This window comes from Candidatus Solirubrobacter pratensis, from assembly GCF_000425945.1.
GTDB lineage: Bacteria > Actinomycetota > Thermoleophilia > Solirubrobacterales > Solirubrobacteraceae > Solirubrobacter > Solirubrobacter pratensis.
This window is the reverse complement of record NZ_KE384480.1, coordinates 617,715-639,704: the sequence shown is the minus strand read 5'-3', so window position 1 is coordinate 639,704 and position 21,990 is coordinate 617,715. Positions and strand designations below refer to the sequence as shown.

Annotated in this window: 19 protein-coding genes and 1 pseudogene; 9 read left to right on the top strand and 11 right to left on the bottom strand. The window is 68.9% G+C overall.

The annotated features are described in order from the left end of the window. Nucleotides 1-182: 182 nt before the first annotated feature. From H958_RS46900 to H958_RS0127580, 5 genes are all read left to right on the top strand, one after another. Nucleotides 183-455 (top strand): hypothetical protein, encoded by a 273-nt coding sequence (locus H958_RS46900; protein WP_156028328.1) that lies wholly within the window; start codon nucleotides 183-185, stop codon nucleotides 453-455. A gap of 268 nt (nucleotides 456-723) precedes the next feature. Beyond that, nucleotides 724-1,569: a hypothetical protein gene (locus tag H958_RS46895; protein WP_156028327.1), complete on the top strand. Its 846-nt coding sequence runs from the start codon at nucleotides 724-726 to the stop codon at nucleotides 1,567-1,569. Next, the gene (locus tag H958_RS0127595) at nucleotides 1,569-1,946 is read left to right on the top strand and encodes a hypothetical protein (protein WP_156028326.1); all 378 of its coding nucleotides are present in this window, start codon (nucleotides 1,569-1,571) and stop codon (nucleotides 1,944-1,946) included. Before H958_RS46895 ends, H958_RS0127595 begins: the two co-directional genes overlap by 1 nt. Before the next feature lie 777 nt (nucleotides 1,947-2,723). Further along, nucleotides 2,724-4,874 carry an esterase/lipase family protein gene (locus H958_RS44185; RefSeq protein ID WP_051324888.1) on the top strand — a complete coding sequence of 717 codons (2,151 nt, stop codon included), beginning with the start codon at nucleotides 2,724-2,726 and terminating at the stop codon, nucleotides 4,872-4,874. Between the two features lie 205 nt (nucleotides 4,875-5,079). Beyond that, entirely contained in the window at nucleotides 5,080-5,400 is a 321-nt protein-coding gene (locus H958_RS0127580) for a hypothetical protein (RefSeq protein WP_028061015.1), read from the top strand. 275 nt (nucleotides 5,401-5,675) lie between these two features. Here the strand turns inward: H958_RS0127580 and H958_RS44180 are convergent, their stop codons facing one another. Both H958_RS44180 and H958_RS0127570 read right to left on the bottom strand, forming a co-directional pair. After that, nucleotides 5,676-6,542: a Crp/Fnr family transcriptional regulator gene (locus tag H958_RS44180; RefSeq protein ID WP_028061014.1), complete on the bottom strand. Its 867-nt coding sequence runs from the start codon at nucleotides 6,540-6,542 to the stop codon at nucleotides 5,676-5,678. A gap of 263 nt (nucleotides 6,543-6,805) precedes the next feature. Next, nucleotides 6,806-7,168, bottom strand: coding sequence for a hypothetical protein (locus H958_RS0127570; RefSeq protein ID WP_028061013.1), 363 nt, complete (start codon nucleotides 7,166-7,168; stop codon nucleotides 6,806-6,808). A 193-nt stretch (nucleotides 7,169-7,361) separates the two neighbouring features. On the opposite strand from H958_RS0127570, the gene H958_RS0127565 reads away from it, so the two are divergent. The 3 genes from H958_RS0127565 (at nucleotide 7,362) to H958_RS0127555 (ending at nucleotide 9,684) form a co-directional block, all read left to right on the top strand. Then, nucleotides 7,362-8,273, top strand: coding sequence for a hypothetical protein (locus H958_RS0127565; RefSeq protein ID WP_156028325.1), 912 nt, complete (start codon nucleotides 7,362-7,364; stop codon nucleotides 8,271-8,273). A 237-nt stretch (nucleotides 8,274-8,510) separates the two neighbouring features. Next, a complete protein-coding gene (locus H958_RS0127560; RefSeq protein ID WP_156028324.1) occupies nucleotides 8,511-9,335 on the top strand; it encodes a DUF5677 domain-containing protein in 825 nt (274 codons plus the stop codon). A 49-nt stretch (nucleotides 9,336-9,384) separates the two neighbouring features. After that, on the top strand, nucleotides 9,385-9,684 hold the full coding sequence (locus H958_RS0127555) for a hypothetical protein (RefSeq protein WP_028061010.1): 300 nt from the start codon (nucleotides 9,385-9,387) through the stop codon (nucleotides 9,682-9,684). A 685-nt stretch (nucleotides 9,685-10,369) separates the two neighbouring features. Here H958_RS0127555 and H958_RS48820 read toward each other — a convergent pair. Continuing rightward, on the bottom strand, nucleotides 10,370-10,492 hold the full coding sequence (locus H958_RS48820) for a hypothetical protein (RefSeq protein ID WP_255325459.1): 123 nt from the start codon (nucleotides 10,490-10,492) through the stop codon (nucleotides 10,370-10,372). 3 nt (nucleotides 10,493-10,495) lie between these two features. Here H958_RS48820 and H958_RS46890 point away from each other — a divergent pair, with 3 nt between their 5' ends. Beyond that, nucleotides 10,496-10,660: a hypothetical protein gene (locus H958_RS46890; protein ID WP_156028323.1), complete on the top strand. Its 165-nt coding sequence runs from the start codon at nucleotides 10,496-10,498 to the stop codon at nucleotides 10,658-10,660. Nucleotides 10,661-10,945: 285 nt separating this feature from the next. Here H958_RS46890 and H958_RS0127535 read toward each other — a convergent pair whose 3' ends face one another. The 8 genes and pseudogenes from H958_RS0127535 to H958_RS0127505 form a co-directional block, all read right to left on the bottom strand. Continuing rightward, nucleotides 10,946-11,899 carry a hypothetical protein gene (locus H958_RS0127535; protein WP_156028322.1) on the bottom strand — a complete coding sequence of 318 codons (954 nt, stop codon included), beginning with the start codon at nucleotides 11,897-11,899 and terminating at the stop codon, nucleotides 10,946-10,948. Further along, the gene (locus H958_RS0127530) at nucleotides 11,842-14,154 is read right to left on the bottom strand and encodes a DEAD/DEAH box helicase (RefSeq protein ID WP_028061008.1); all 2,313 of its coding nucleotides are present in this window, start codon (nucleotides 14,152-14,154) and stop codon (nucleotides 11,842-11,844) included. The genes H958_RS0127535 and H958_RS0127530 overlap by 58 nt, the downstream gene beginning before the upstream one ends. Before the next feature lie 276 nt (nucleotides 14,155-14,430). Continuing rightward, entirely contained in the window at nucleotides 14,431-14,943 is a 513-nt protein-coding gene (locus tag H958_RS0127525) for a hypothetical protein (RefSeq protein WP_028061007.1), read from the bottom strand. Between the two features lie 121 nt (nucleotides 14,944-15,064). Further along, nucleotides 15,065-16,210 (bottom strand): InlB B-repeat-containing protein, encoded by a 1,146-nt coding sequence (locus H958_RS0127520; RefSeq protein ID WP_156028321.1) that lies wholly within the window; start codon nucleotides 16,208-16,210, stop codon nucleotides 15,065-15,067. 624 nt (nucleotides 16,211-16,834) lie between these two features. After that, complete coding sequence (locus H958_RS0127515; protein WP_028061005.1) at nucleotides 16,835-17,296, bottom strand: DNA repair protein RecN; 462 nt, start codon at nucleotides 17,294-17,296, stop codon at nucleotides 16,835-16,837. Continuing rightward, nucleotides 17,293-20,895 (bottom strand): RecQ family ATP-dependent DNA helicase, encoded by a 3,603-nt coding sequence (locus H958_RS0127510; protein ID WP_231379385.1) that lies wholly within the window; start codon nucleotides 20,893-20,895, stop codon nucleotides 17,293-17,295. The genes H958_RS0127515 and H958_RS0127510 overlap by 4 nt, the downstream gene beginning before the upstream one ends. A 21-nt stretch (nucleotides 20,896-20,916) precedes the next feature. Then, nucleotides 20,917-21,249, bottom strand: a pseudogene (locus H958_RS49255) (topoisomerase DNA-binding C4 zinc finger domain-containing protein); the annotation flags it as partial. A 122-nt stretch (nucleotides 21,250-21,371) separates the two neighbouring features. Then, the gene (locus H958_RS0127505) at nucleotides 21,372-21,773 is read right to left on the bottom strand and encodes a helix-turn-helix domain-containing protein (RefSeq protein ID WP_196807594.1); all 402 of its coding nucleotides are present in this window, start codon (nucleotides 21,771-21,773) and stop codon (nucleotides 21,372-21,374) included. Nucleotides 21,774-21,990: the final 217 nt, after the last annotated feature.

Below are 21,990 nucleotides of genomic sequence, written 5' to 3'. Positions count from 1 at the left end.
GCCGCCGCGTGGGGTTCGTGCTGGTGGCCGCCAGCACCGATTCGGACCGGCAGCCGAGCGCGACATCGCGTGATTCAACGGTGCGGCCGTCGCGTCCGGCGCTCGCCGGCGTACGGTTCCCGTCTCGGCGCGTCCGCTACCCGGCGGCGTGGCCGCGAGAGCTTCGCTTTCCGCGGGAGTTCGTGCCCGTGCACGCCGCGGCGGGCCGCTTTGGCGGCGGGCCTGGTTACGTCGCGGCGCTGCGCCGCGGCGGCAGCGCCCGCGCCGCCGCGGCGGCGGTCGCGGCGTTCTTCCGTCAGCGCGGCTGGCGGATCGCGCGCCGGACGGCGCTGAGCACGGGCGGATACGTGCTGACGATCGCCGGCCCCTCTGGCCAGGACTCAGCGTCGGTGGTCATCGACCGGCACGCCGGGCGCCAACCAGTCGCCCGCATCGTCGCGGCGGTCCTGACGTGACCGGCACGGCTGCCCTCGCCGCGCAAAGTACGCTGTAATGGTCGCCATCTCGCGGGTGCCGCGTTCCACACTCATCGGCTGGCCGGTCACGGGAACTGAGTGCCATGTGGCGCACACGATTCCACGCTGCGTTACCGAAGTCGCGGAGCAAACTGGTTCTCGGCCTGACTGTCGGGATGGTGACTGTGGGTGTCGCGGTCGGAGTGGCGGTGACGCTGCTGTCTGGCGGCCACACATCGGCGACACCGATTCCGCAGGGCAGCTACCAATGTTCGCCACCGCAGGGGTCAGCGCCCGCGACGGAGGTACGGTGCGCGTCGCCGGCGCCACGTTGTCGGTTCCGCCCGGCGCGGTCGTCGGCAACGGCCGGTTGATCGCTCGGGTGCGGCGTGCAGGCCGGGTGTCTTCGACGCGCCTGGGAACGCGGGGAGCGACGCTGGCGTTCGCCGGACCTTCGGTGTCGTTTCGGATCGCCGGCGCCAGTCTCCGCCGCACCGCCAAACTGACGTTGGCGGTTCGCCGCGACGCGCTGCCACACGAACGGAAGATCTCCAGTCGCGGCGATGTCGCATGGTTGGTGTTCCATGACCAGGTGCGGCGCCGCTGGAGAGCGGTTGCCAGTCGCTACGACGCCTCCTCGTCCACGGTGACTGCCAGCGTTAGCCATCTGTCGACGTGGGCGCCGCTGACGTTCGACTGGCAGGGCATCGCGCTGCGTGTGCGCCAGGCGATGTCGGCGTTGGGCTCCGGCCGCGCTCCGCAGAAGATCTGCTCGACGCCTTCCGGCTTGTCGGTCAGCGACGCGGGCGGCCGTGACCCGCCGGTGTACGGGTGCGTGAGCGATGTGTCCGGCAACCGGCTGGCCGTCGATGTCACCAGCAACCGCGGCTCTGCCATGGTGCTGCGCCCGCCCGACGAAGCCGCCGCGGGCACACCCTCCTATGCCGGTTTCGAAGAGTGGTTTCGTTCCCGCGATCAGGTCACACAGTCACTCGGCGGCCGTTACCTCGCCGGGGGGTTAACACGCTGCATTTCACGGCGCCCGCCTACGGGCCTGCGATCACGTTCACCGCCGAGAAGACCCCGAAGACCGTCGCGGTCGACACGGCGGTGATGCTTGCAAACGCGGGCTTCGACGTCCGGACTGCCGGCTACGGCAACTGCATCTTGGACGCGGTTACCCGCAGCGAACCCGCGTCGCTGCGCGACGCGCCGGGGGTGGCTGTCGAATGCTTGCCGGTGCTCGCCCAGCTGGACACGATCTTGGTGGACGCGTGGCACGCGCTGCAGGCCGTCGTGTTGGGGGTCATCAACACCTTTGACGGGGTGGGTGACTGGCTGACCGGCGCGCACGGAGCGGTCACCGTGGGCTCAGGCTTCTCCGACCCGACGGCAAAAGCAAGGGCAGCTCCCAGCGCATCCTGCCGATCTACGGCAGGTAACGGACACTCCGTGCGGCATGCGCAGCGCCGCGAGCGAGCCCATCCGTAACCCCGATGGTGTTGCGGCATTGGATGTAGAAGGCCGGGGCGCGCCCGTCCCGTTCACGCGAGACGGGCGTCGCTCTTTAAGCCTGCTGATCGAGCATGCAACGCGTCGGCGGTGGCCGGCGCGTCGGGCTACCCGCCGACCGCAGATCTTGACGCCGTGCGAGTGCGGGTGGACACTGAGCATATGGTTTCGGAGCGCTCCGGTCGTGCCATAGGTGCAGCCCCAGTGCGAGGCCCAGCGGCCCACCAGGAGGGGTAAGGCCATGGCTACGCCAGATGCGGGCGGCGAAGCGAGGCGCGCATCAACTAAGCGCCGTCTAGGTGGGCGTGGCGCGTTGACTGCTGCGGCCGCGGTTGTGGTGATCGCCGCGGTGCTAGCACTGACGCGGCCGTGGTCGGGAGAGACAGGTCCAGCTAAGCGCGTCGGGCCTCGGACTGCCGGAGGAGACCAACAGCAGCAGCTGCGACAGATTCAGCGCGGTCTGAGCTCGGGGTCTGCTCGCGCGCTGTACTCCTTGTTGGCGCGACAGACGCGCGGAGGCCAGGATCTGTCTGCGTTCGCGGGTCGCGTGTCGCGCCAGCAGCGACGCACCGGCCCAGTAACTAACGCCCGGTTCGTCGGAAGGCCGCAGCTCGTGCACACCGCGGTCGGACCAGTGATGACGGCTCGGCTGCGCTTGGCCTACGCCCATGCCGGCGCCGCTGTGTACACCGCCTATCTGGTGCGTGAAGGAACGAGGTGGAAGCTGTGGTACACGCGGCCGTTGAAAGCGCAGCGATGAGCGGGAAGCTGCGAACGCTGATCGTGCTCGTCGTTGTCGCGGTCTGGGTGGGATCCACCGCCGACCGCGTCGTTGCGGCACCGAGCGGCAACCCGCCGGTCATCTACCTGCACGGCATCAGGACCGACGCTTGCGACCTACAGCACCCGCCGGCTCTCATTGCCCGTATCGCGGCGAAGCTGCCGCAGGACGGACTGTCCACGCAACCGGGGATAAAGCGCCCAGGGTGCGAGGACACAACCAACCCACTGAGCTTCCACTACGTGCCCGACAAGTCAGGGATCGCCGACCAGGACATCGCCGAGGGTGGCACGAGCCTCAGCGGGGCGGACAAGAACGCTGACGCTCTTCACGCTTACATCGCCTCGCTGATTGCCCACGGGCATCCGAAGACGCTGCTTGTCGGATATTCCTTGGGCGCGCTGATAATCCGCCGCTACCTCGCCAAATACAGTGACGAGGCCGACGCGCATATAGCGGCCGTCGTGTTCACCGAAGGGGCGGTGCAGGGGTCGATCTTGGCGGCGGTTGCCGGAACAGCGGCGCACCTGCTGGGGACGTCAAATCTCGTTGACCAGTTGCGCGCCGTTGAAGATGTGTGCGGACTCGGCAAGGCGGCGACCGAGGCGATGGGCGGCGGCTTGCCCGGAGCGGGCCTGTGTCTTGCCGCCGCGGCCCAGTCCGCGACCTGGATCGACCAGCCCAGCTCTAACGCTCAACGTGACCTGACGCCTCGCAGCGCCATCATCGCCTCCAACGCCAAGACGCCGCTGCCTAAGAGCATCCGCTACCTGAACCTGCCAGGCAGTATCCGGCTGATCTACCCGAGCCTCTCCGTAGGGCTGTGGAAGTTCCAGCCCGACGCGGTTGATGTAGGCGACACCATATTGGGACCGGGCATCGACGATCCGACTGCCACGCCGCTGTGGGGCGGCGCGCACTTCTGGCCCCAGGGCGACGGGTATGACGCCCAGCAAGCGCTGATCCGCACTGACTGCGAGCTCTCGCGAGTCAGCTTCAACGAGATCTTGGCGGCCATAGCTGCGATGGCTGTCGACGCGACCGCCGGCGTCCGAAACGTCGACGCCACCATCCGGCAGTTGACCGACCTCCAACGCTGCGTCTTCGATGCGCCCGCCAATCACATCCACCTGCCCGAGCTCCTCGACACGGCAACCGACGAACAAGGCCAAGCGGCGTCGGACCGGGTCGTCGACTTCCTCGTCGAAACATGCCGAAAGGCGCAGCTCGGCAACTGCGGCGCCGACTGGCGCAACCACAACTACACCACAGACTGCCCCGTCAACAACAAGGTAACGGTCAAGCTCATTAACGGGCGAAGCCGTGAGATCGACCGAAACAACGCGAAATTCGTCGTCAGTGTCGAAGCCCTCGCCACCGGGGATATGACGAACGACGGTCTCGCTGAAACCGCGGTGATGCTGTTGTGCGCGCCCCCTGGAAGCAGAGACGGCAGCCAGGACGTCCAGGTCTTCGCGGGCGATACCGCCCAGATGTTTGCGCATCTACCGCGGCTGCACGGCATAAACGGCTCCTCGCTCCCAGCCGAATACGTGCCCGTGCACCTCAATGTTGCTGACGGCTTTGAGATCAAGGACGGCCGCCTGGTAACCGACATGGTGTTCCCCGAGTGCCCTGACGGTCACATACTGTACACCACCCCCGTGTCGTGGGAATGGAACGGCAGCACCTTCGTCACTAACGACCAGCCGCCCGACCACAGCGAGACGGACTGCAACGCGACGGCCGGTGGCACTGGAAATACGGGCGGGACCGGGTCCTCGACCAACGGAACGGGACGACGCAGGGGCAGCTGGTGGTCGGGCGACATGACCGGCTCGGGCCAAGTGGCGCTTCAAAACAGCATCCGCGAGGTCATCCAAAAGGACCTGGACGCCGATCCGCAGGCGGCGCGTCAGGTCACCGTCAAGCCTGTTAGCTGCGCGGAACAGCCCGTGAATGACCTAACCCTGTGCGGGATCACGCTGTACCGCGACGCCACCCACGTCATCCCGATGCTGGTCTCCGTCGAATTGAACGGCTCGCATTGGCAAATCCTCGGGATCCCAGGCCTCGACCCTGGCGTTAAATCGCCGCCAGGTGTCAAGAACCCATGGGGCCCCTGAATCAGAAGCGGCCTTCGACGTCGGTGTGCTGCGGACGATCAGGCGACGCTGCCGCGGGCGGACATCGACTACTGGCGCGACCTAGACCTCGGCGGCGTCTGGCACGGCGAGAAGACGCACCACCTCATGGAGATGCTCTACGAACCACAACGCCGTCGAGCACCGCTTCCTGGACCCCGAGCTGGAGGCGCTGCGCGTCGAGCTGATGGACGCCGTGGACTGCCTGATGGGCAAGTTCGCGACCTACTACGGCGCGTCGCACAAGACCCTGGACGCGGTCTTCGAGTTGGGCGACGCCGAGTGGAGGCGCGACAACCCGCCGGAGGGCGAGCGGTATGAGCGCTTCGAGGCGCGCCGCGAGGAACTCAACGAGGCGGCCGCCGACTCGTCCGCACCTATGACGTGCTCATGGTGGCGGCGCAGCCCCTGCTGCCGGGTGCCTTCAACGCCCCGGCCTGACCACTGGGTGCGAGCGTGTCTTTGGCGTCAGCTAAGCCGGGCGGTACGAGCGGTACGCATCAGCTAAGCGAAACCGGTCGCGGATCCGGGTGACGCAAAGCGCCTGTTCACGGGGGATTCGACTCCCGGGGAGACTGTAAACCGGACCGGGCCGGCGGGGCGAGGGCGGCCTCGAGGCTGCTTTCGGAGCACTTAGGAGGGAGATCGGAGGTAAGCCAGCCGGCCTTGGGAGGGAACGGGCCGTCGCGCGGGCTGATGTGGTCGCGCAGGCTGCCGGTCAGTGGGTCGACCCCGTAGGGCTCGCTGGGCGTGATGTCGTCGTTGGACCGGCGGTCGACCAGGTCACGCAGCTCGCCCGCCGCGAGCGCCTTGCGTGGGGGCCGTGATCGCGGCGGTCGGCGCGCGGCGAGCGAACGGGCTGGGTGCCGGGGCGACGCGCGTGGCCGGGCGCGTTGGGTCCTGCTGCGGTCGCTGCGCGCTCGAGGCGCCGCGGGGGAGCGCGTCAGCGTCAGGTGGGTCGCCCCGCAGCAGCCACGAGCCGTCCCGCCGGCGCACGAGTTCGCCGCGGTCGGCGAGCTCGGACAGGGCGCTCGAAACCGTGGGCCTGCGTGCACCGACGAGCTGCCCGAGGGTGCGGTGCGTGAGCGCAAGCGGCAGGATCACGCCGTCGCCCGAGACGCGCCCCCAGCGCTCGGCGAGGTGCCAGAACAGCGCGAGGAGGCGGCGGTCAACGCGCGTGAGCTGCGATATGGCCTGGCTGGTCGCAAGACGGCGCGAGCGCTCGCTCAGGCGGTCAAGCAGCGCCGCGGTGAGCTCGGGGTAACGCGCGGCCTCCGCCGCGAACCGCCGGTCGAGTACCGCCACCATCGAAAGCGAGAGCACCGACCACGTGCCGCGCACGGGCACGAGCGTCGTGCGGCTGGCAGACGGCCATGGCCGAACGAGATCGCCGGCGCCAAGCAGCTCGGTACTCACCTGGTCGGTGACCACCAGCTCGCGCGAGAGCACGCCCCGGAGGATGAGCAGCCCCAGGTGATCAGCCGCGGCGACGGCCAGCCGCGAGACGTCCCACGGTCCGACCGCGAGCCGGTGCGTGCGGACGACGAGCTCTCGCGTCGCCTGTTCGCGGCGGGTGTCGCTGAGCAGGGCGCCCAGATCGGGGTCGGCGTCGAGCAGGCAAAGCGTCTCAGCGGTCCGCGGCTCCGGCATGACGCCCTCCTCTTAAACGACGGTAACGGGCGGGCCAAGGCTATACCGAAATCTAGCCGCTTGTCCAACCGATGAACACTGATTGGCCAATGTGTCTAAACCCGGCACCGAGACGTCCTGAATGATCGGCGTGGCGGCCTGCCACGCCGCGCCTAAGGCGAGTTCTACGCGGCGGCTGTCGAGCGGACCGGCGCTGCGGCGTAGGTCGGGTTCGGCGGCATCAGGCAAGCTTGAAACCTCTCAGCATTCGGTGTTTTTCGCTACTAAGCGCGCGGCTCTGACTCCTCTGGCGTGCCGGCGCGGGCGTCGGCGTACGTGGTGAAGCGCGCGCGCTGCTGGTCGTGGGTGTGCGTCGTCGCGCCGGCCTGCTCGTACGCGGTCATCGGCTCTCCCGTGTCATCGTCGGCCCCACCGGTCGGGTGCTCGCGTTCCAGGAACCACGCCTCGGCTCGCCAGTCCTCGCGCGCGGCGAGCGTCACGGTCGCGACCGGGTTCGCCTCGGCCTCGGCGCGCGCCAGCACGATCGCCTCGCGGTAGTCATCGTGGCGCTGCATCCACTCGTAGTGCGACGACGGGGCGACGCCGCAGGCGCGGACGGCGCCCTCCACCGTCGAGCCCGTGCGCACGAGCGCGGTGATGCGCTCGCGCCGCTCAGGTGTCAGCTTCGTGCGGCGTGCCAGCGGTTTCCGGAGTCGAGTGGCAGATCAACGGCCGTTTTTTCCGCGACGCAGCCCGCGGCTCTGTCCCTACTTCTCGTTCCAGAGCTTGACCCCCCTCCCTGACCCCTCGACGGCCGAGGCGTGACGTACCGTCCCCGGAATGAAATGGCTGCCCATTCCAGAAAGCCACGGTGCTCGGTTCGCCGAGCTGGCGGCCGTCTTCTCCGCATGCCGAGACGCGTTGCGCGACGTCGCGCATGAGACGGACTGGCGGGCTGCATCGGGGTCGCTGGCCGATCAAGATCATCACGACCTGTCGAATCATGAGCCGCCCTATCCAACGCACGCGGTGCGCGCGATTCCCGAGGTTCTCTACTCGTACCTGTTCGGCGCCGGCGAGCAGCTCGGCGGCCTGGCCGCTCTCTACAAGTGCCGGGAGGTACTTCTTACGCCCGGCGTTTTCGTCAGGACTGGCCTGGAATTCTGCGCGCACGTTGTGTGGGTCCTTGGCACGCCGGTGCAGCCCGTGGATGACCGGCTCGCGCGGGCCTACTTGGAGCGCTACGTCAGCTTCGAACAGGCAAAAATGAACTTGGGTCGCCTACTCGGTAAGACCGACCCGCAATACAGCCTGGAGCGCTGCAGGTTCGAGGAGTGCAGGAACGAGGCGCAGAGCATCTTCCCTGCACCGACCGCCGATGGTGATGGCCGCGCGATGTTCCGAGGCCAACAGATGCCGGGCCTCGAGAAGTGCGTCACCGTGATGTTCGAGTCCGCCGAGCCGCCGCTCTCCTCGGCTCGCAGCGAGGGCATCTACGGCCTGATGTCGAACTTCTCGCATCCGACGTTGTACGCGATTACGCGGCTGTGGGCCTTGGTAGAGCGCGACGGCGAGGTCGTACCGAAGTTGCAACTCGGCCTCGAAGATCATGAGCAGCGAGCCCGGATCGCGGTCGTGGCGTTCTATACGGCTTTCACCCGAACGATGATCTACAACGGCTGGACAAGCCCGAGTCACGGCAGGATGACGGCCGAAATTGACCGCCTGCTGCCCGGCACCCTCGTGCCGTGATCTCGGCGCCGCCGCCGGCTGAGTCATCCGGGCGCGTAGAGCTTGAGAGCACCGGGGTACCCGCGCGGGTCTCCACGGCGTCTAGGCCGTCGCGCAGGAACTCGGGGTTGAAGCCGATCTCCAGCGGGCCGCCCCAGACCGCCCGAGGCGGCCGGCGTCGCTGAGCGGGCTGCGCGACACCCGACGGCCGGCCGGCATGTGAATGCCTCACGGTTTGACGTCAGGCAAAGTAGCGGTATGGACAACCTCGCAGGATCTGTTCGAGCGGAGCTGAGCAAGCTACACGCGCGGGAACTTGGAGCGTGCGATGCACTGGCCCAGTTCGCGGTGGACATCAGAAGTCCGTGGGGCGGCCGGTCACTCGATACCGACCATGAGGACGAGGCGGTCTTGGCGGTCATCTTCGCGCGGACCTTCAACACGTACTTGGCCGCGATCGAGCTGGCGCGCATGGGCTTCGGCCAGCAGGCGGCGATGCTAAACCGCTCCCTGTTCGAGGACATGATCGACGCCCATTGGGTGACCGTGAACCCGGAACTGGCTGCTCAGCGGCTCAAGGAACACCATCTCCACGGTCGGATGCTGCTCGCCGATGCGGTGCGAGCCGAAAAGCTGATGCCGGAGGATGAGATCCCCACGTTCGACGCGGCCCGACGCGCCGAACTCGACAAGATCTTCGGCGACTACGGCGAGAAGTCTTGGACCGGCCTCAGCCTCCATGCTCGCGCGGAAGCCGTGACGCATCTCTGGGGCGATGAACCCGGCGGACAGGATGCCCTCCGTCACTACCGCCGCATCGTCCACCGCGAGAACAACCAGATCCTCCACCTGAGCGCATTCTCGATCGGCAGCCAGGTTCGGGCGAGGACCGAAGACGCGCTCACCCTTCGGCTTGGGCCCAGCGACGATCACGTCGGCAAGGCGCTGCTCGCCGCCTTTTGGACGTTCGGCCAGACCATCAGCCTCATTCTCGACACCTTTGGGTTCAAGCTCGCCGAGCGCTGGAAGGCGGTCTATGAGGACCAGGCAGCCGCATTCGAGTCCGAAGATGGGACAAGCTAGACCCGGCCGTCAGGGTCGGGGCGCGTGGTGTAGATCGACAGCCCGCCGCATGGCTGCGGCGGCCACGACCACGCCGGTATACATCTGGGCGCGTGCGCTCGCCGATCTGGCCGAGTTGCGGCAGGAGCAGCGCGACCCGCTCCTGGCAGCGCTCGTCGACTCGCACTACATGCGCTTCACCGCGGAGCCGTTGGGTGGCGAGTTGCGGTGGCACGCCGAGTGGTGCCTCCCGCCGCTCGCGGAGATGGACGCGGCCGTGGTGGCGGTGCTCGAGCAACGTGGCCTCGGCGGTTCGTCGCCCAGTTCGGATGCTCGCGTGAGCGCCGCATCCACTTCCTCAGGGTCATAGACGAACGCACGCTCGAGGATCGTGAACATGTCCACCGTGGCAGGGACCCGACGTAGCAGGCCCGGACCGGCGTCAACCCAACGCACCAAGGCGTAGTAGGTCACGAGCGAAGATCGCAGGCAACGCGGCGGGATCGAACTCCTCCGGTCTGCTGTCGGGGCGAGAGCGCTTGGGCGATACAGCACAACGTGCGGGATTTGCCGACATCGTTGGCGCCGAGCAGCACGGTGACGGTGTCCATGGGAAAGAACGCGGCACCACCCCCGGTGACGCACGGCGGAATCTCGACGCCCACAAGTTGCATCGCGCGGACTGTATTCGTGATCACAGCACCGCGCTCGAGGTGGACCGGGACGCTGGGCATCGAGTACATCGAGTCGGTGGAGGTGGAGGCGCGGCGTTGGACCCGGCCGGGGGTCGTCGCGCACTTCGTTGCTCGATGCCCGGCGCGCCTTTGAGCGTCGTGACGCGGAGACGCTCGCCTTTGAGCGTCGTGACGCGGAGACGCTAGTAGAAGGCGTGGCGGAACTTCGTGCCGTTGCAGAAGCGCCGCAGCTTGGTCCCCATCACCGATCCGTGACTGCGGTTCTCACTCGACGGCACGTAGTCGACGTCGGCCTTCCAGCCGCGCGGATCGCTGCCCCCTACGAGCCCCGCCCCGCGTCCGCGCCCGAGCGCCGGCGGGTTACTCGTCGCGGTCGTAGCCGTCCCTCGTCGGCGAGCTCTCCAGCAGCCGCGCGCGCCGCGCGTCGGCGCCGGCGCGGTTGAGCACCAGCACCTTCGGCCAGCCCTTGCGGATCGCCGCCAACGCGTGGGGCGGATCGTCGGGTACTTCGTCCCGGAGAAGCCGATCGGCTGCACGCCCGACGGCTTGCTGCAGCTCGGCGTGGACGGCGCCGGGGTCGGCGTGGGCGCCGGAGCCGAGCCGCCGTCGTTGCCCGGCTTCAGGCACGGGCACGGCAGCGACTCGCAGTAGATCCCGTCGCCGTCACCGTCGCGCGTGTCGGCCGCCCGCTGCGCCTCCGCCTGGTTGGCGTAGTCCGCGCACGTCGCCGCCGCGTGGGCAACCGGCGCGTCGAGCGCTCGCGCGTGCGCCGCCGGCGCGAGCAGACCGAAGACGACCAGCGCCGCGATGACGGTGCGCACGATGAGACACCTCGATAGAAACGCTGAACCTCCCCTGAGTAGACACTCTAGTTGTCGTCGGCTGCGGCCGTCGCCAACCCGAGTGGAGCGGGAGGGATGAGGACTGGCGCCCGCCTCAGGTGCTACACCAGAGGTCGAAGGAGCCGTGCGCGATCTCGGCGACGTAGACGTCGGCGGCGAGGAGGTTGAGGTGGCGCGTCTGCGCGGCCGCCTTGCTGAATCCGGGCTGGACGATCGTGACCCGCAGCTCCGGCCGCCGCTGGCGGGCGAGGTCCTGAAATGCGAGCAGCGTGGCGCCGTCGCCGACCATCAGGCCGGTGATCTCCTTCTTCTGCCGGTTGCGCTCGCGGCGGATGAGGTTCGACACCATCGCCGCGACGTTCTGCCGGTGGTGCGCGCTGCGCTGCGCCTGGCCGCAGACTTCGTAGAGGTCGCCCAGGCGGGCGCCCGTCTCGGGCGACGACGAGTACTTGCAGTGGACCAGGTGGACGAGGAGGCGATTGCCATCGTCCTTGAGCGCGACGAGGTCGGCGACCTCGCCGGTCCCGTCGTCGTCGACGACGACGTCCCAGTCGCCGAGGCCGAGCAGGTGCGTGGCCGCACCGGCCTGGACCGTGCGCGGGTCGCGGTCGGCTCCCTGCGACTCGCGCGTGACGTCGATGTCGCCCCAGCCCAGGGCGACGAGCCGGTGCAGGTCGATCGGCGGCAGGTCGCGCTGTAGGTCGTAGCGCACGCCCGGCCCCTCGACGAGCACCTCGTCCTCGAACCAGATGGTGGTGCCCTCGCGGTCGAGGTAGGCGCTCAGCGGCTCGGGGTCGAGCCGCTCGCGGATCACAAATGCCTCGGCGGCCAGCGGGCAGTGGACGAGGCGGCCGTCGTCGACGACCGCCTCGTATGGGAGCTCGTCGCCGTCGGCGCGGACGTCGAAGCGGATGGGGCCATCGGTCCGCTGGTCGACCAGCGCGAGCTCGACATCGACGATGAGCGACTCGGCCGCGCCGACCTGGAGCTTCACGCTCTCGCCCATCCCCGAGATCGGCATCCACGGCCAGTCGATCGCGAGCGGCATGAGCGCCGGGCGCTCCTCGAGCGGCCGCGGGCGCACGAAGTCGCGGAACAGCGCGTCGAGGTTGAGCGAGTCGTCCTGGAGCTTCGGCCCAAGGGCGCGGCACCACCGGACCCAGTCCAGGACCGACTCCGCGGCCTGGTGGCTCCAGATGCGCCCTCCCTTGCGCGCGGCGCCCATCGTGACGCGCTCGCCCTTATCGAACGCGACGACAAAGATGTTCGTGTTGGACTTCGACTGCTGTTCGGCGACGGGGAAGCCCTCGTAGACGTCCGAGCCGACGTGCATCGAGAACCGCCGCTGCCGTTGCGCAGGTCGATGACCCCGACGTTCGTCGGCGTCGGGCGCTGGAGCTCCCCGAGGACGCGGAAGACACGGTCCTCCGTGATTCGGCTCGCGCTTTCGCCACACACCGCCTCCGCCAGGTTCTGGTGCAAGCTCTCGAGGTCCGAGCTGTTGATGTACAGCAGCGCCCGCGCCTTGTGCCAGTGCAGGACGTGCAGGTGGTGCGCAACGTTCTCCACGGACTGCAGGTGCGCCCACCTCACCGCGGAGCGGCTCTCGACGACCATCCACGCGACGCGCTCGCCGACGTTGACGGTCGGCGGCGAGACGATCTGCTCGAGCGTGAAGAGGTCGCGCAGCCGGTCGGGTCGCCACTCGGCGCATTCGGTGTCGTAGACGACCGTGCTCATCTTCGGGCGCAGTGCTTGGATGGAGATGGCGTCGCGGTCCGCGTCGCCGAACGCCGCGTCGAAGACGTCGAGCTCGCGGACCTCGTCGATCGCCTGCGTTGCCAGGGCCTCGATGACGGCGTCCCACTGATTGCCTTCCGCGTACAGCATGCGCAGGCGCTCGTCGTAACCCGGCTCCGGCCGGGCGACGACGGCCGTCGCGGTGCCAAGGTCGGGGCGGCTGCGCGCAAAGCGGCCGATGAACTGCAGGGCGACGCCGAGGCTGCGGTGCGGGTCGTGCAGCGCGGCGACCTTCAGCTCCGGGAAGTTGAAGCCCTCGCCGAGCATGTCGACGCAGACCACCACGCGGCTGCGGCGTTCCGTGATGGCCTCCAAGGCGGCCCGGCGCTCGCCGGCGGCGAGGTTGCTGTGCAGGATCTGCGGATCGAACTCCGGCGCGAGCTCTCGGTAGATCGGCAGGACGTCATCGCGCGCGCGGCGGATCTGGTTGACCCGGGCCATGATCAGGTGGTCGAAGCCCTTCTTGCGGTCCTCCCTGAGGCGGGCGATCGCCTGTTCGGCGACGGCCCGGTCGGGGTCGGCGAGCGCGACGACGGAGATGTACGAAATCGGCTGGAAGTACCCGAGTTCCTGCGCGCGGCCGAGCGGGAACGAGTAGATCACACGGCCGCCCAGCCGCTCCCCGTCCTTGCGGTACGGCGTGGCGGTGAACTGCAGCACTGGCTTGCCGGCGAACATGTCGCGTATCCGCGCCCAGCTCTTCGCGGCGACGTGGTGCGCCTCGTCGACGAAGAGGTGCGTGCAGCGGTCGGTCAGCGCCGCGACGAGCTCCTCGCTGGACGCGTTCAGCGCGTCCGGGGTCGTCACGATTACGTTGCAGCGGTCGGTAAACGCGCGGACGTCGGCGGCCTTCGCGAAATGGTGCTCAATGCGGCCGACGACGGGGCCGGGCATCACTGCGTCAAGCACGCCGGCCTTCGGGAGGACCCCGTAGGTCTCGAACGCCTCGGCGATCTGGGTACGAAGATTGTCCGAGGGGACGAGGACAAGGACCCGGCGCAGCTGCTCGCCCGCGAACAAGGCGACCATCGTTTCCGTTTTGCCGGTGCCCGTCGGGAGCACCACGGTGGCTGGTTCGTTCGAGCCGGTCGACCAGTGGGCGAGGATCGCGTGCAGCGCGCCGGCCTGCGGGATGCGGAGCCCGGGCTCGCCAGCGGCGGCGTCCTCGGTCCGGAGAACGAACCGCCCTGCCAGCGATGTACGGACGTCCTCGGGGTCCGAGACGCGCTCGCTCGTGACCCAGCGGAGCTCCTTCGGGTCAAACGGCGCCGGGAGCGCGTCGAGCAGCGTCCGCGGAAGCTCCAGCCCTAGCATCCCCGGCGGCGTGTGGCCGCGCTCGCGGACGGGATGGCGTGACCCGTCCGCCGCGACAGCGGACCACACCCCGTCGTCGCCCTGCTCGAGCCGCGCCGGCTGCGGCAGCGCGAGCTGCTGGCGCGCGCCGTTGCCGTCGACGACGTGGCGTTGCGACCACCGTTCGGGAAGCGCGATCTCGGCATCCATCAGGTGGATGGTCGCGCTTTGCCCGGATGGCTCCGCGTTCAAGAAGGCTTGTATATGCGAAGTGCTCGTCTCGGCGGACGCGAAGCCGAGCGGCTTTCTTCCCCGTGCCCTGGTTTGTTCGAGCGTGCGGCCAAACTACGCCCGCTCGTGCGCCCGTCTTACGAGCACGGCGCGATCCTATCCGCAGCCCCTTCAACGTGAAACCATGCGCGTTCGCGCGAAGCGGGATGCCGTCGTCGCTCATCTCAGCGGTCTGGAAATCCGCGGCGCTGTCGGCTACCCGCGGAAGATCACAGTCTCGGTGAGATCGAGCCGGTCGGTCAGCGACGAATCGCGGTAAAGCTCGAGGATTGCGCGATAGCGCTTGTGGCGATCGGGGGTCGGTAGGAACAGATCCTGGCCGCCGCTCTCGGAGCAGGTCGTCGGAGTGACGATCGTGGCAATCGCGCGGTCTTGGCCGGGGACGACCGCGCCGAGCGTCCCGTCCCGCTCGATCTCGACGAGCGACCAGGTGATGTTCAGCTTCCAGTTCCTGAGCCCGCTGGTCCGATAGCTGAACCGGATCTCGGCACCAAGCGGGTTGGGCTCGCTCGCGAGGTCCTCGCGACGCCCGCCACTGCGGACCAGGTGATCGTGGAAGCGGACGCCCGGGAACACGGGGGCGCCGGTGAAGTCGGCGCTGGACTCCCCGAAGCACGGCTTGAGATCCGGAGCGACGGTGAACAGCGCGCCGAGTGCGGCCGCGAGCGTCGTGATCAGCACTCCGACGGCCGCCAGGAGGCGCGCCACGCGTCCGTGGCCGGCGCGCGCACCCGTCGGCTTGGTCAGCTCAGACCGGCGCCAGTACCGCCGTGGCGGGACTCGAGCGCGAGTGCTCGGTCCCGCGCCGACACGGCGTGGAGCGCGCACGTTAGCGCCGGAACCTTGCCAATATCGTCTTCGGGGCGGTGACGCGGATCGAGCAGGTCGGACTGCGGCCGCTGCAGAAGCCGCCGCTCCAGCCAGCGAAGCGCCGGGCGGGAACCGCCCGTAGCACGAGTGTGGTTCCGATGTAGAACAAGTGCTCGCAGTCGAGCAGCCGTCCGGTAGCCGTGCCGCAGCGGATCGGCCCGCCCGAAATGAGTCCGGGCCCCGACACTGACACGTTGACGCCGTAAGCGGACCTCGCAGAGGGCAGCGGGACTCCGACGCTGACGTCGGTCGGCCCGTCGACGATCAGCCGGCACGTCGTGCTCGCTCCTTGGCAACTACCGCCCCATGAGGCGAAGGGTGCGGCCAGCGTAACCTCGGTGCCGACCGCGAAGGAAGCGTTGCAGGCCGGCGGGCAGTTGATGCCGGGGGGCGTGCTCGTCACGCGCGTTCCCGACGTCAACGTCGTGACGCTGAGTGTCGACGCATCGGGAGCCGGCTCCAGGCGACGAAACGCCGCCGTTGCGTCGTCGCGGCTTCCGACGACTAGGGGGCACGGGCCCGCAGGGCGGCCATGGCAGTCATCTCCCCATGAGTCGAAGGCGCCGCCCGACGCCGCTTCAGAGCTCAGCTGCACCACGGTGTCCTCACCGAAACGCGCCCCGCACACGTTGCCGGACGCTCCGCACCGGATTCCCGGCGGTTGACTGACTATGGTCCCGGGGCCGCTGACGGTCACGTCGACGTAGCGGAGAACGCGAGTGAAGACCGCGCGAACATGGGCGCCGCGATCCATCATCACGGCGCAGCGGGTCGCCGACCCGACGCAATCGCCGGTCCATCGCGCGAACTCGGAGTGCGCCGCCGGCTGGGCCTCTACGACCGCGACGCTTCCGCGGACGTAGAGTTCGGAGCACCGGCCACACACGACGCGTCCATCTCCGGTCGTCACCTGCCCATCGCCCTCCGTGGTGATGCTCAGCATGCGTCGCTGCCGCGCCCGTTCGCCGGCGGCGATCGTTGCCCGCGGCCCACCTGAGGGAAGCTCGAACGTCGGCCGGCCAAGCGCCGGCACCGGCCACGGCTGCACCGGAACGGTTCCCACCGCCGGCGTCGCCGGTACGACGCACGCGACGAGCAGCAGCAAGCAGCCCGCGACCCACCCGATGCGCCGACGGGGCGCCGACCTGATGCCCTGACGACGCACCGGCAGACGGGCCCATCGCTGAATGATCACGGGATCACTGCAACAGATCGCTCTGAACCGCGCAAATGCCTCCCGCTCATTCAATGCACGCTGGCCTTGGTGCGCTCCGCTACGCAGGTCACGAACGTGCGAGGTGGCAAGTCAGCGCCGCGACATCCGAGTAACCAGAACCCGGGACCCAGCGCCGCCGGATGCGCGCTGAGCTCCGCGTCCTTTCGCACGTTGGAGCGGCGCGACGGAGTCGCCGCCGCACCGCTGCTTTCGCGTGAGGCTGTCGCACAAAGCCCCGGGACGCCCCGGGGTTGGTGGATTCTCCAACGCACGCTCAAACCCGTGGCGAAGCGGGGCGCACATTCGTTGACCGAGGAGCTCAGCACCACCTCCGTCTGAGCGAAGCTCAGCCGCAGCGCGCGCCGCGAGGATCTCAAGCAGGCGGTCCACGGAGGTCTCGCAGCGCCCGGCGGCAGGTCGATCGACGGCCGGGTGGCTCAGTGGTTCGCGGGCAGCGACAGTCATGGCCCCGGCGACGCTGCGGCCGAGCATTCTTGCTTCCTATGCTGGGCGTCACGCGAGTCCGAGCTGCTTCCGCTGGCGGGTGGAGAGCTTTGCGGTTCGGCGGTCGAGCTCGCTCTGAAGCTCGGCTGCGCGGTTGTCCGCGGCCTGGACGTCGCCGACGCGCTGCTTGATCTGATCGAGTCTCTCATCGACAGTCCGCGCAAGATCGCCAACGGCGGCCTTGAGCTCCCGAAGCTCTGTGCCGTCGAGGAAGTGGGCGCCGGCCTCGAGCACCTCGCGGGCCTGACGCTGCGCCTGTTCGAGCTCGCCGATCAGCGCCGTCGCGCTTCGAGCGAACTCGCCAACGGCGTTGGACGCTTCGCGCAGCGAGGCCGCCGAGGCGGATACGGATTCCTGTGCTCCCGCGAGCCGCTCCAGTCGCTCACGCGCGTCCCCGAGCGCCCGCTCGGAGTCGGCGAAGCGCTGGCTCACGTCATCGAGGCTGAGTGCGGCGCTGCCATGCTCGTTCACTGGTTGACTCCCTCGTAGGATCGGGCGATCTGATCGAGAACGCGTCCCGCGTCCTCAAGCATCGTGGCGAGCGCGAGAACACGCACGCCGATGTCTGCGGCGGGGGTGACGAGCGCCTTCAGCTGCCAGTCGCGAGTCTCGGTGGGGGCCAAGCCGAGCCGCTCGACCACGGCCATTGCGGCCGCGAGCGCTCCGTCGCGTGCGTTCGCGCAGTGCGTGAGCAGCCACGCCGCGACTTGATCCTGCGCCCCCGGAGAGACGTTGTAACGCTCGGCGGCGGATCGCAGCGAGGCCTCGAGGTTGGAGCTGAACTCGCGCAGATCGCCTCGATCGTCGAGGACCTCGCTGAGGCCGCGGGCGAGAAGCAGGCCGGGATGGTCGGGGTAGGAGGTGAGCAGCCGGGCGCTGTCGCCGCGCATCTCACGTGCGTCGTCGGCGGCGTCGATCTGGATCAGCTCCTCGATCCAGTCGTTGTAGGTGAAGGTCGGCCGGTCCACGAGTCGCTCGAGGGTCGGCGCGATCGCGCCCTGGGAGAGGTAGTCGAGGATTCGCTGGCGGAACGCGCCGTTGCCATCGCCGTTCGCCTCGCGCGCGGCGAGCCACATCTCACGCAGCGAGCGGCGGCGGGAGCGCTCGACGGTGTCGTAGACGAACTCGATCAGGATCTGCGCGCAGGCGAGCACCGCCTCGCGCAGGGGCTCTGACGCGACGTCGGCGGCGCGCGCATAGATCGCTTCGACACGGCCTGGTTGGTTGCGCCGAACGTAGGCGATGAGGCGATCGACGACGCCCGCGGAGTCGATCTCGGCCAGCTCAACCGGGAAGATCCGTGCCCCCCACTCCACGAGGTAGTCGCGCACGACGCCGAGGACGACCAACCGGTGCAACGCTCGCTCGCGCTCCCGCCGCGTCTCTTCGTCGCCGCCCATCGGCAGCTCAAACGACGAGCGTGATCCCAGGGCCGGCAGGAGCGCAATCGTGTCGGAAAGCGCTTGCAGCTCACGATCGATGCCGCGGAAGGAGCGCAAGTGAAAGAACAGCTGCCGCGTGATGTCATCGCTGTCATTGCGATTCACGGCCTCATGGGCCTCGCGGGCCCGCTCGAGGTCAACGTCCTCGCTCAGCAGTCGCCGCGCCCGCGTCTCGTCGTACTCAACGAGCACGAGCCCGCACTCCGCGCGCCGACCGTCGCGTCCCGCCCGGCCGACCTCCTGGTAGTAGCCCTCGATCGAGCCCGGAATGCCGTAGTGCACGACGTAGCGGATGTTGCCCTTGTCGATGCCCATCCCGAACGCGTTCGTAGACACCAGAAGCGGCGAGCTGTTGCCCTTGAACGCGCTCGCATGACCGCGCTTCACGCGCTCCCAATCGTTCTCCAAGCCCCGTGGCGCCGACCCCGAATACATCGCCGGTTGCGACCCGACAACCCCGGCCAGACCGCGGCGGATGTCAACAATCCCGTAGCGACCGTTCACGTGGGGACAGAACACGATGCCGGAGAAGGTCCGCTGCTCACGCGAGCGGAAAAAGTCGCCCGCCGGAACACTGAACCTCGCCGGCAACGAGCGCACGAACCCCGAAAGGGCCGCCTGCGCCTCGCTCGGCTCGGTCCGGATGATGTTGAACCGCAGCTCAGCCCGGTCGAAGCTGCGCGGCCGCACGACCGATCGCTCGGATTCCCGCTCGATCCCGAGTTCGATCAGTACGTCACGCAGCACAGCGCGAGAAGCCGTGCCGGTCAACGCGAGGATCGGCGGTGCCTCGCCGCCAGCGGCGCGGCAGACATCGCGCAACGTCCCGCCGAGCAGGAGGTACGACGTGCGGAAGTCGTGTCCCCACTCGGATACGCAATGCGCCTCGTCGACGACGGCGAGATTGATCAAGCTGGTATGCGACAGCTCGCGCAGCGCCGTCCTGAACGCCCGTTGCTGTAGCCGCTCCGGGGCGACGAACACAAACAGCGCGTCGCCGGAGGCAACCTGCTCGAGCAAGGCGTCGCGCTGCCCCTGCTGCGTCGAGTAAGACGAGATCGCGGCGACGCGATCGATCCCATGCGCCCGCAGCCCCTCGACCTGGTCTTCCATCAGCGCCACGAGCGGGTCGACGATGAGCGTGCGGCCGGGGAGCACGAGCCCAGCGAGCTGGTAGATGAGGCTCTTGCCGGCGCCGGTCGGCAGCAGCACGGCGCAGTCGCGGCCCTCGATCACCTCCAACAGCGCGTCGAGCTGGCCCTCGCGGAAATCCTCCTTCGCGAACATCGCCTGCAACATCACCCGCAGCGACCACTCGACCCGCTCGCCCTCCGCCTGCACCGTGATCCGTCCCGATCCCTCGTAGACCGGGTCGGCGACCGCAACCGGCAGGTAGGCATCGCGCACAACCACCTCCGGACACCCCAACTCGCGACGCAGCGCGTCGAGCGGCGACCGCCCCAGCTCGAGGCGAATCAACGCGTCGGCCTCGCCCGGCTCCGCAGCCGCAGCGACCGGCTCGTAGCCGCGCTCGCCACGCCGGAACCAGCGCCACTGATCGTGCTCGCCCACCACGATCTCGCGTGGCACCTTTCCGCCGGCCCAGAGCGCGTCGGCGGCTGCCAACAGGTCCAGGTACGGCGGCAGGAGATCAAGAGCGATCCCGAGCGGGTCCCGCACCTCGATGACCCAGCGCTCGCCGTCAAGGAACCCCGCGGCGAGAGTCTCAAGCAGCCCGAGCACGAGCCGATGCACCTGCGCCGGCGCGGCCGCGAGTCGCCGATGCGCGGACGCTCCCTGCGGCGGCGACGCCTCCCACCGTGCCACGACTTCGTCGAGTCCGAAGCCGACGCCCGTCCGCACCTCCTCGGCCGCGACCCGGATCACGTCGTAGCCCGCCGCAGACAGCAGCCCGTCGCGGTCCTCGTCGACAAGCTCGCTGTCCTCGTGCTGACCACCGTCGATCTCGACCACAAACGCCTCCTGCCACGGCGCGGCGACGAGGAAGTCGACCCTGCGCTGCCCCGCTGCCGGCAGGCCGGCAGCGGCGACGAGCGCGTCGAGCGGGGCCTGCGGAACGAACCACCGGGCGGCGCCGCGCCCGAGCGCTTTTGGCACCCAGTGTTCGAGGAAGTGGCGTTCCTCATCGGAGCCGAACGCCAGACTGCCCTCCAACTCCACATCCTCCGCCGACCAAGCCGCACGACGCAGCTCCTCCACGTCCATCGGTCGTCGCAGGCGGACGCTCAGATCACCAGGCATTGACGACGGCTCGACGTCCGCGCCCAGACCAACCGATTCGAGCAGATGCCGTTCGGCCACAGGATGGATCGGTGGCGCCGAGCCGCGTTGCAGGAGCTTCCGGAGCAGCCCGACGAGTCGCTCGACATCGGCGGAGACGTCGACGATCGCCTCCGTGCGGGCGATCCAGCACTGCGAAAGCGCCGTCGCGCCCGATCCGCCAACGGCGCGGAGCGACCCTCCTGCCGTTGTGTACCGACACACCCAGCCCGGCCGATCGGTCGTCGCATCCGCCCAAAGGACCCGCCGGGCGATCGGCGCGGGCGAACGGCCGTTTGGCGCCGATGCGTTCGCCGAGGTTCGAACCGCCGCTGCCGTGTCTCCCATGTTTCGGCTCCCCGAGCAGTCCGGATAGCGCGGACACGACCAAAACGACCGGCCCCGACGTGTCGTCTTCACCACCATCGTCTCGCCGCACTCAGGCTCCGGGCAGACGGGAGCGGGGCCAGCATCGAGCGCGCCCTCATCGGGAGCCGGCGCACCTCCGCCATTTCCGTTCGCGCCTTCGTAGTCCCGCGTGGCCTTGCACCTCGGATAGTCGCCGCAGCCCCAGAACAGCCCGCCCGCGTTCCTGCCGCTGCGAGCGGTCCGCAGTCGCATGGCATCGCCGCACTCGGGGCATAGCGGAGCCTCCCCCCCAGGCGCCCACGCGGAGTCGTTGCTAAAGCCCTGACCGCTCACCAGTGGCTCAGCCTATTCCGATCCGCGCTTGTCGACCACGCGGCGCCGGAGGGACCGGCGCAGTCCGCGCGAGATCAGTGTGGTTCGGAGACGACCGGCGTCGGCTCGCCTGTCCGGTCGGCTCAAGTATCGGGCGCGAGGCGGTAGCCGGTCGTGCCGCCCGGAAGTTCCTCCCGGGAGATCTCGCCACGCTGCTCGAGCGTCCTGAGCAGGTTGTAGAGAACAGGCTTGGTCACGCCGGACGCCGAGGAGAGCTCCGTGACGCTGACGCCGGGGCGATCACCGAGCACACGGAGCACAGCCGCTCGGTTGGCGCCCCGCGGCGCGCGGCCACTCGAGTGCCGGCTGGACGTGCGACGTCGCGTGGACGGCGCCGGCGGTTCGCGCGGCGTCGGCTCGATCTGTTCAAGGACCTGGATACCGTCGAGCGCCGTGAGAGCGGCCTCGAGGAGTTCGTGCTCGCGCACCGCCGCCTCACTCTCGCGCAGGCGAACGCGGATCTCGGCTTGGATACGGTCCAGCAATGACTCAGCCATCAGACTCCCCCGGGGTCGACAGCCCTCGAGGCTAATGGTGTCGCGAATTCGTCGTAGATATCCGTCGCGTCGATCGCACATAGCCGTCCCTGGCCGATGAAGGACGGTCTGTGTGAGGGCGAGGACGACGGTAAGGCCGGGCATGCACAGCAGGCGCCGGCTTTGGGCCGGCGCCTGCTTCTGAGTCCGAGCCGGGATTCGGGCC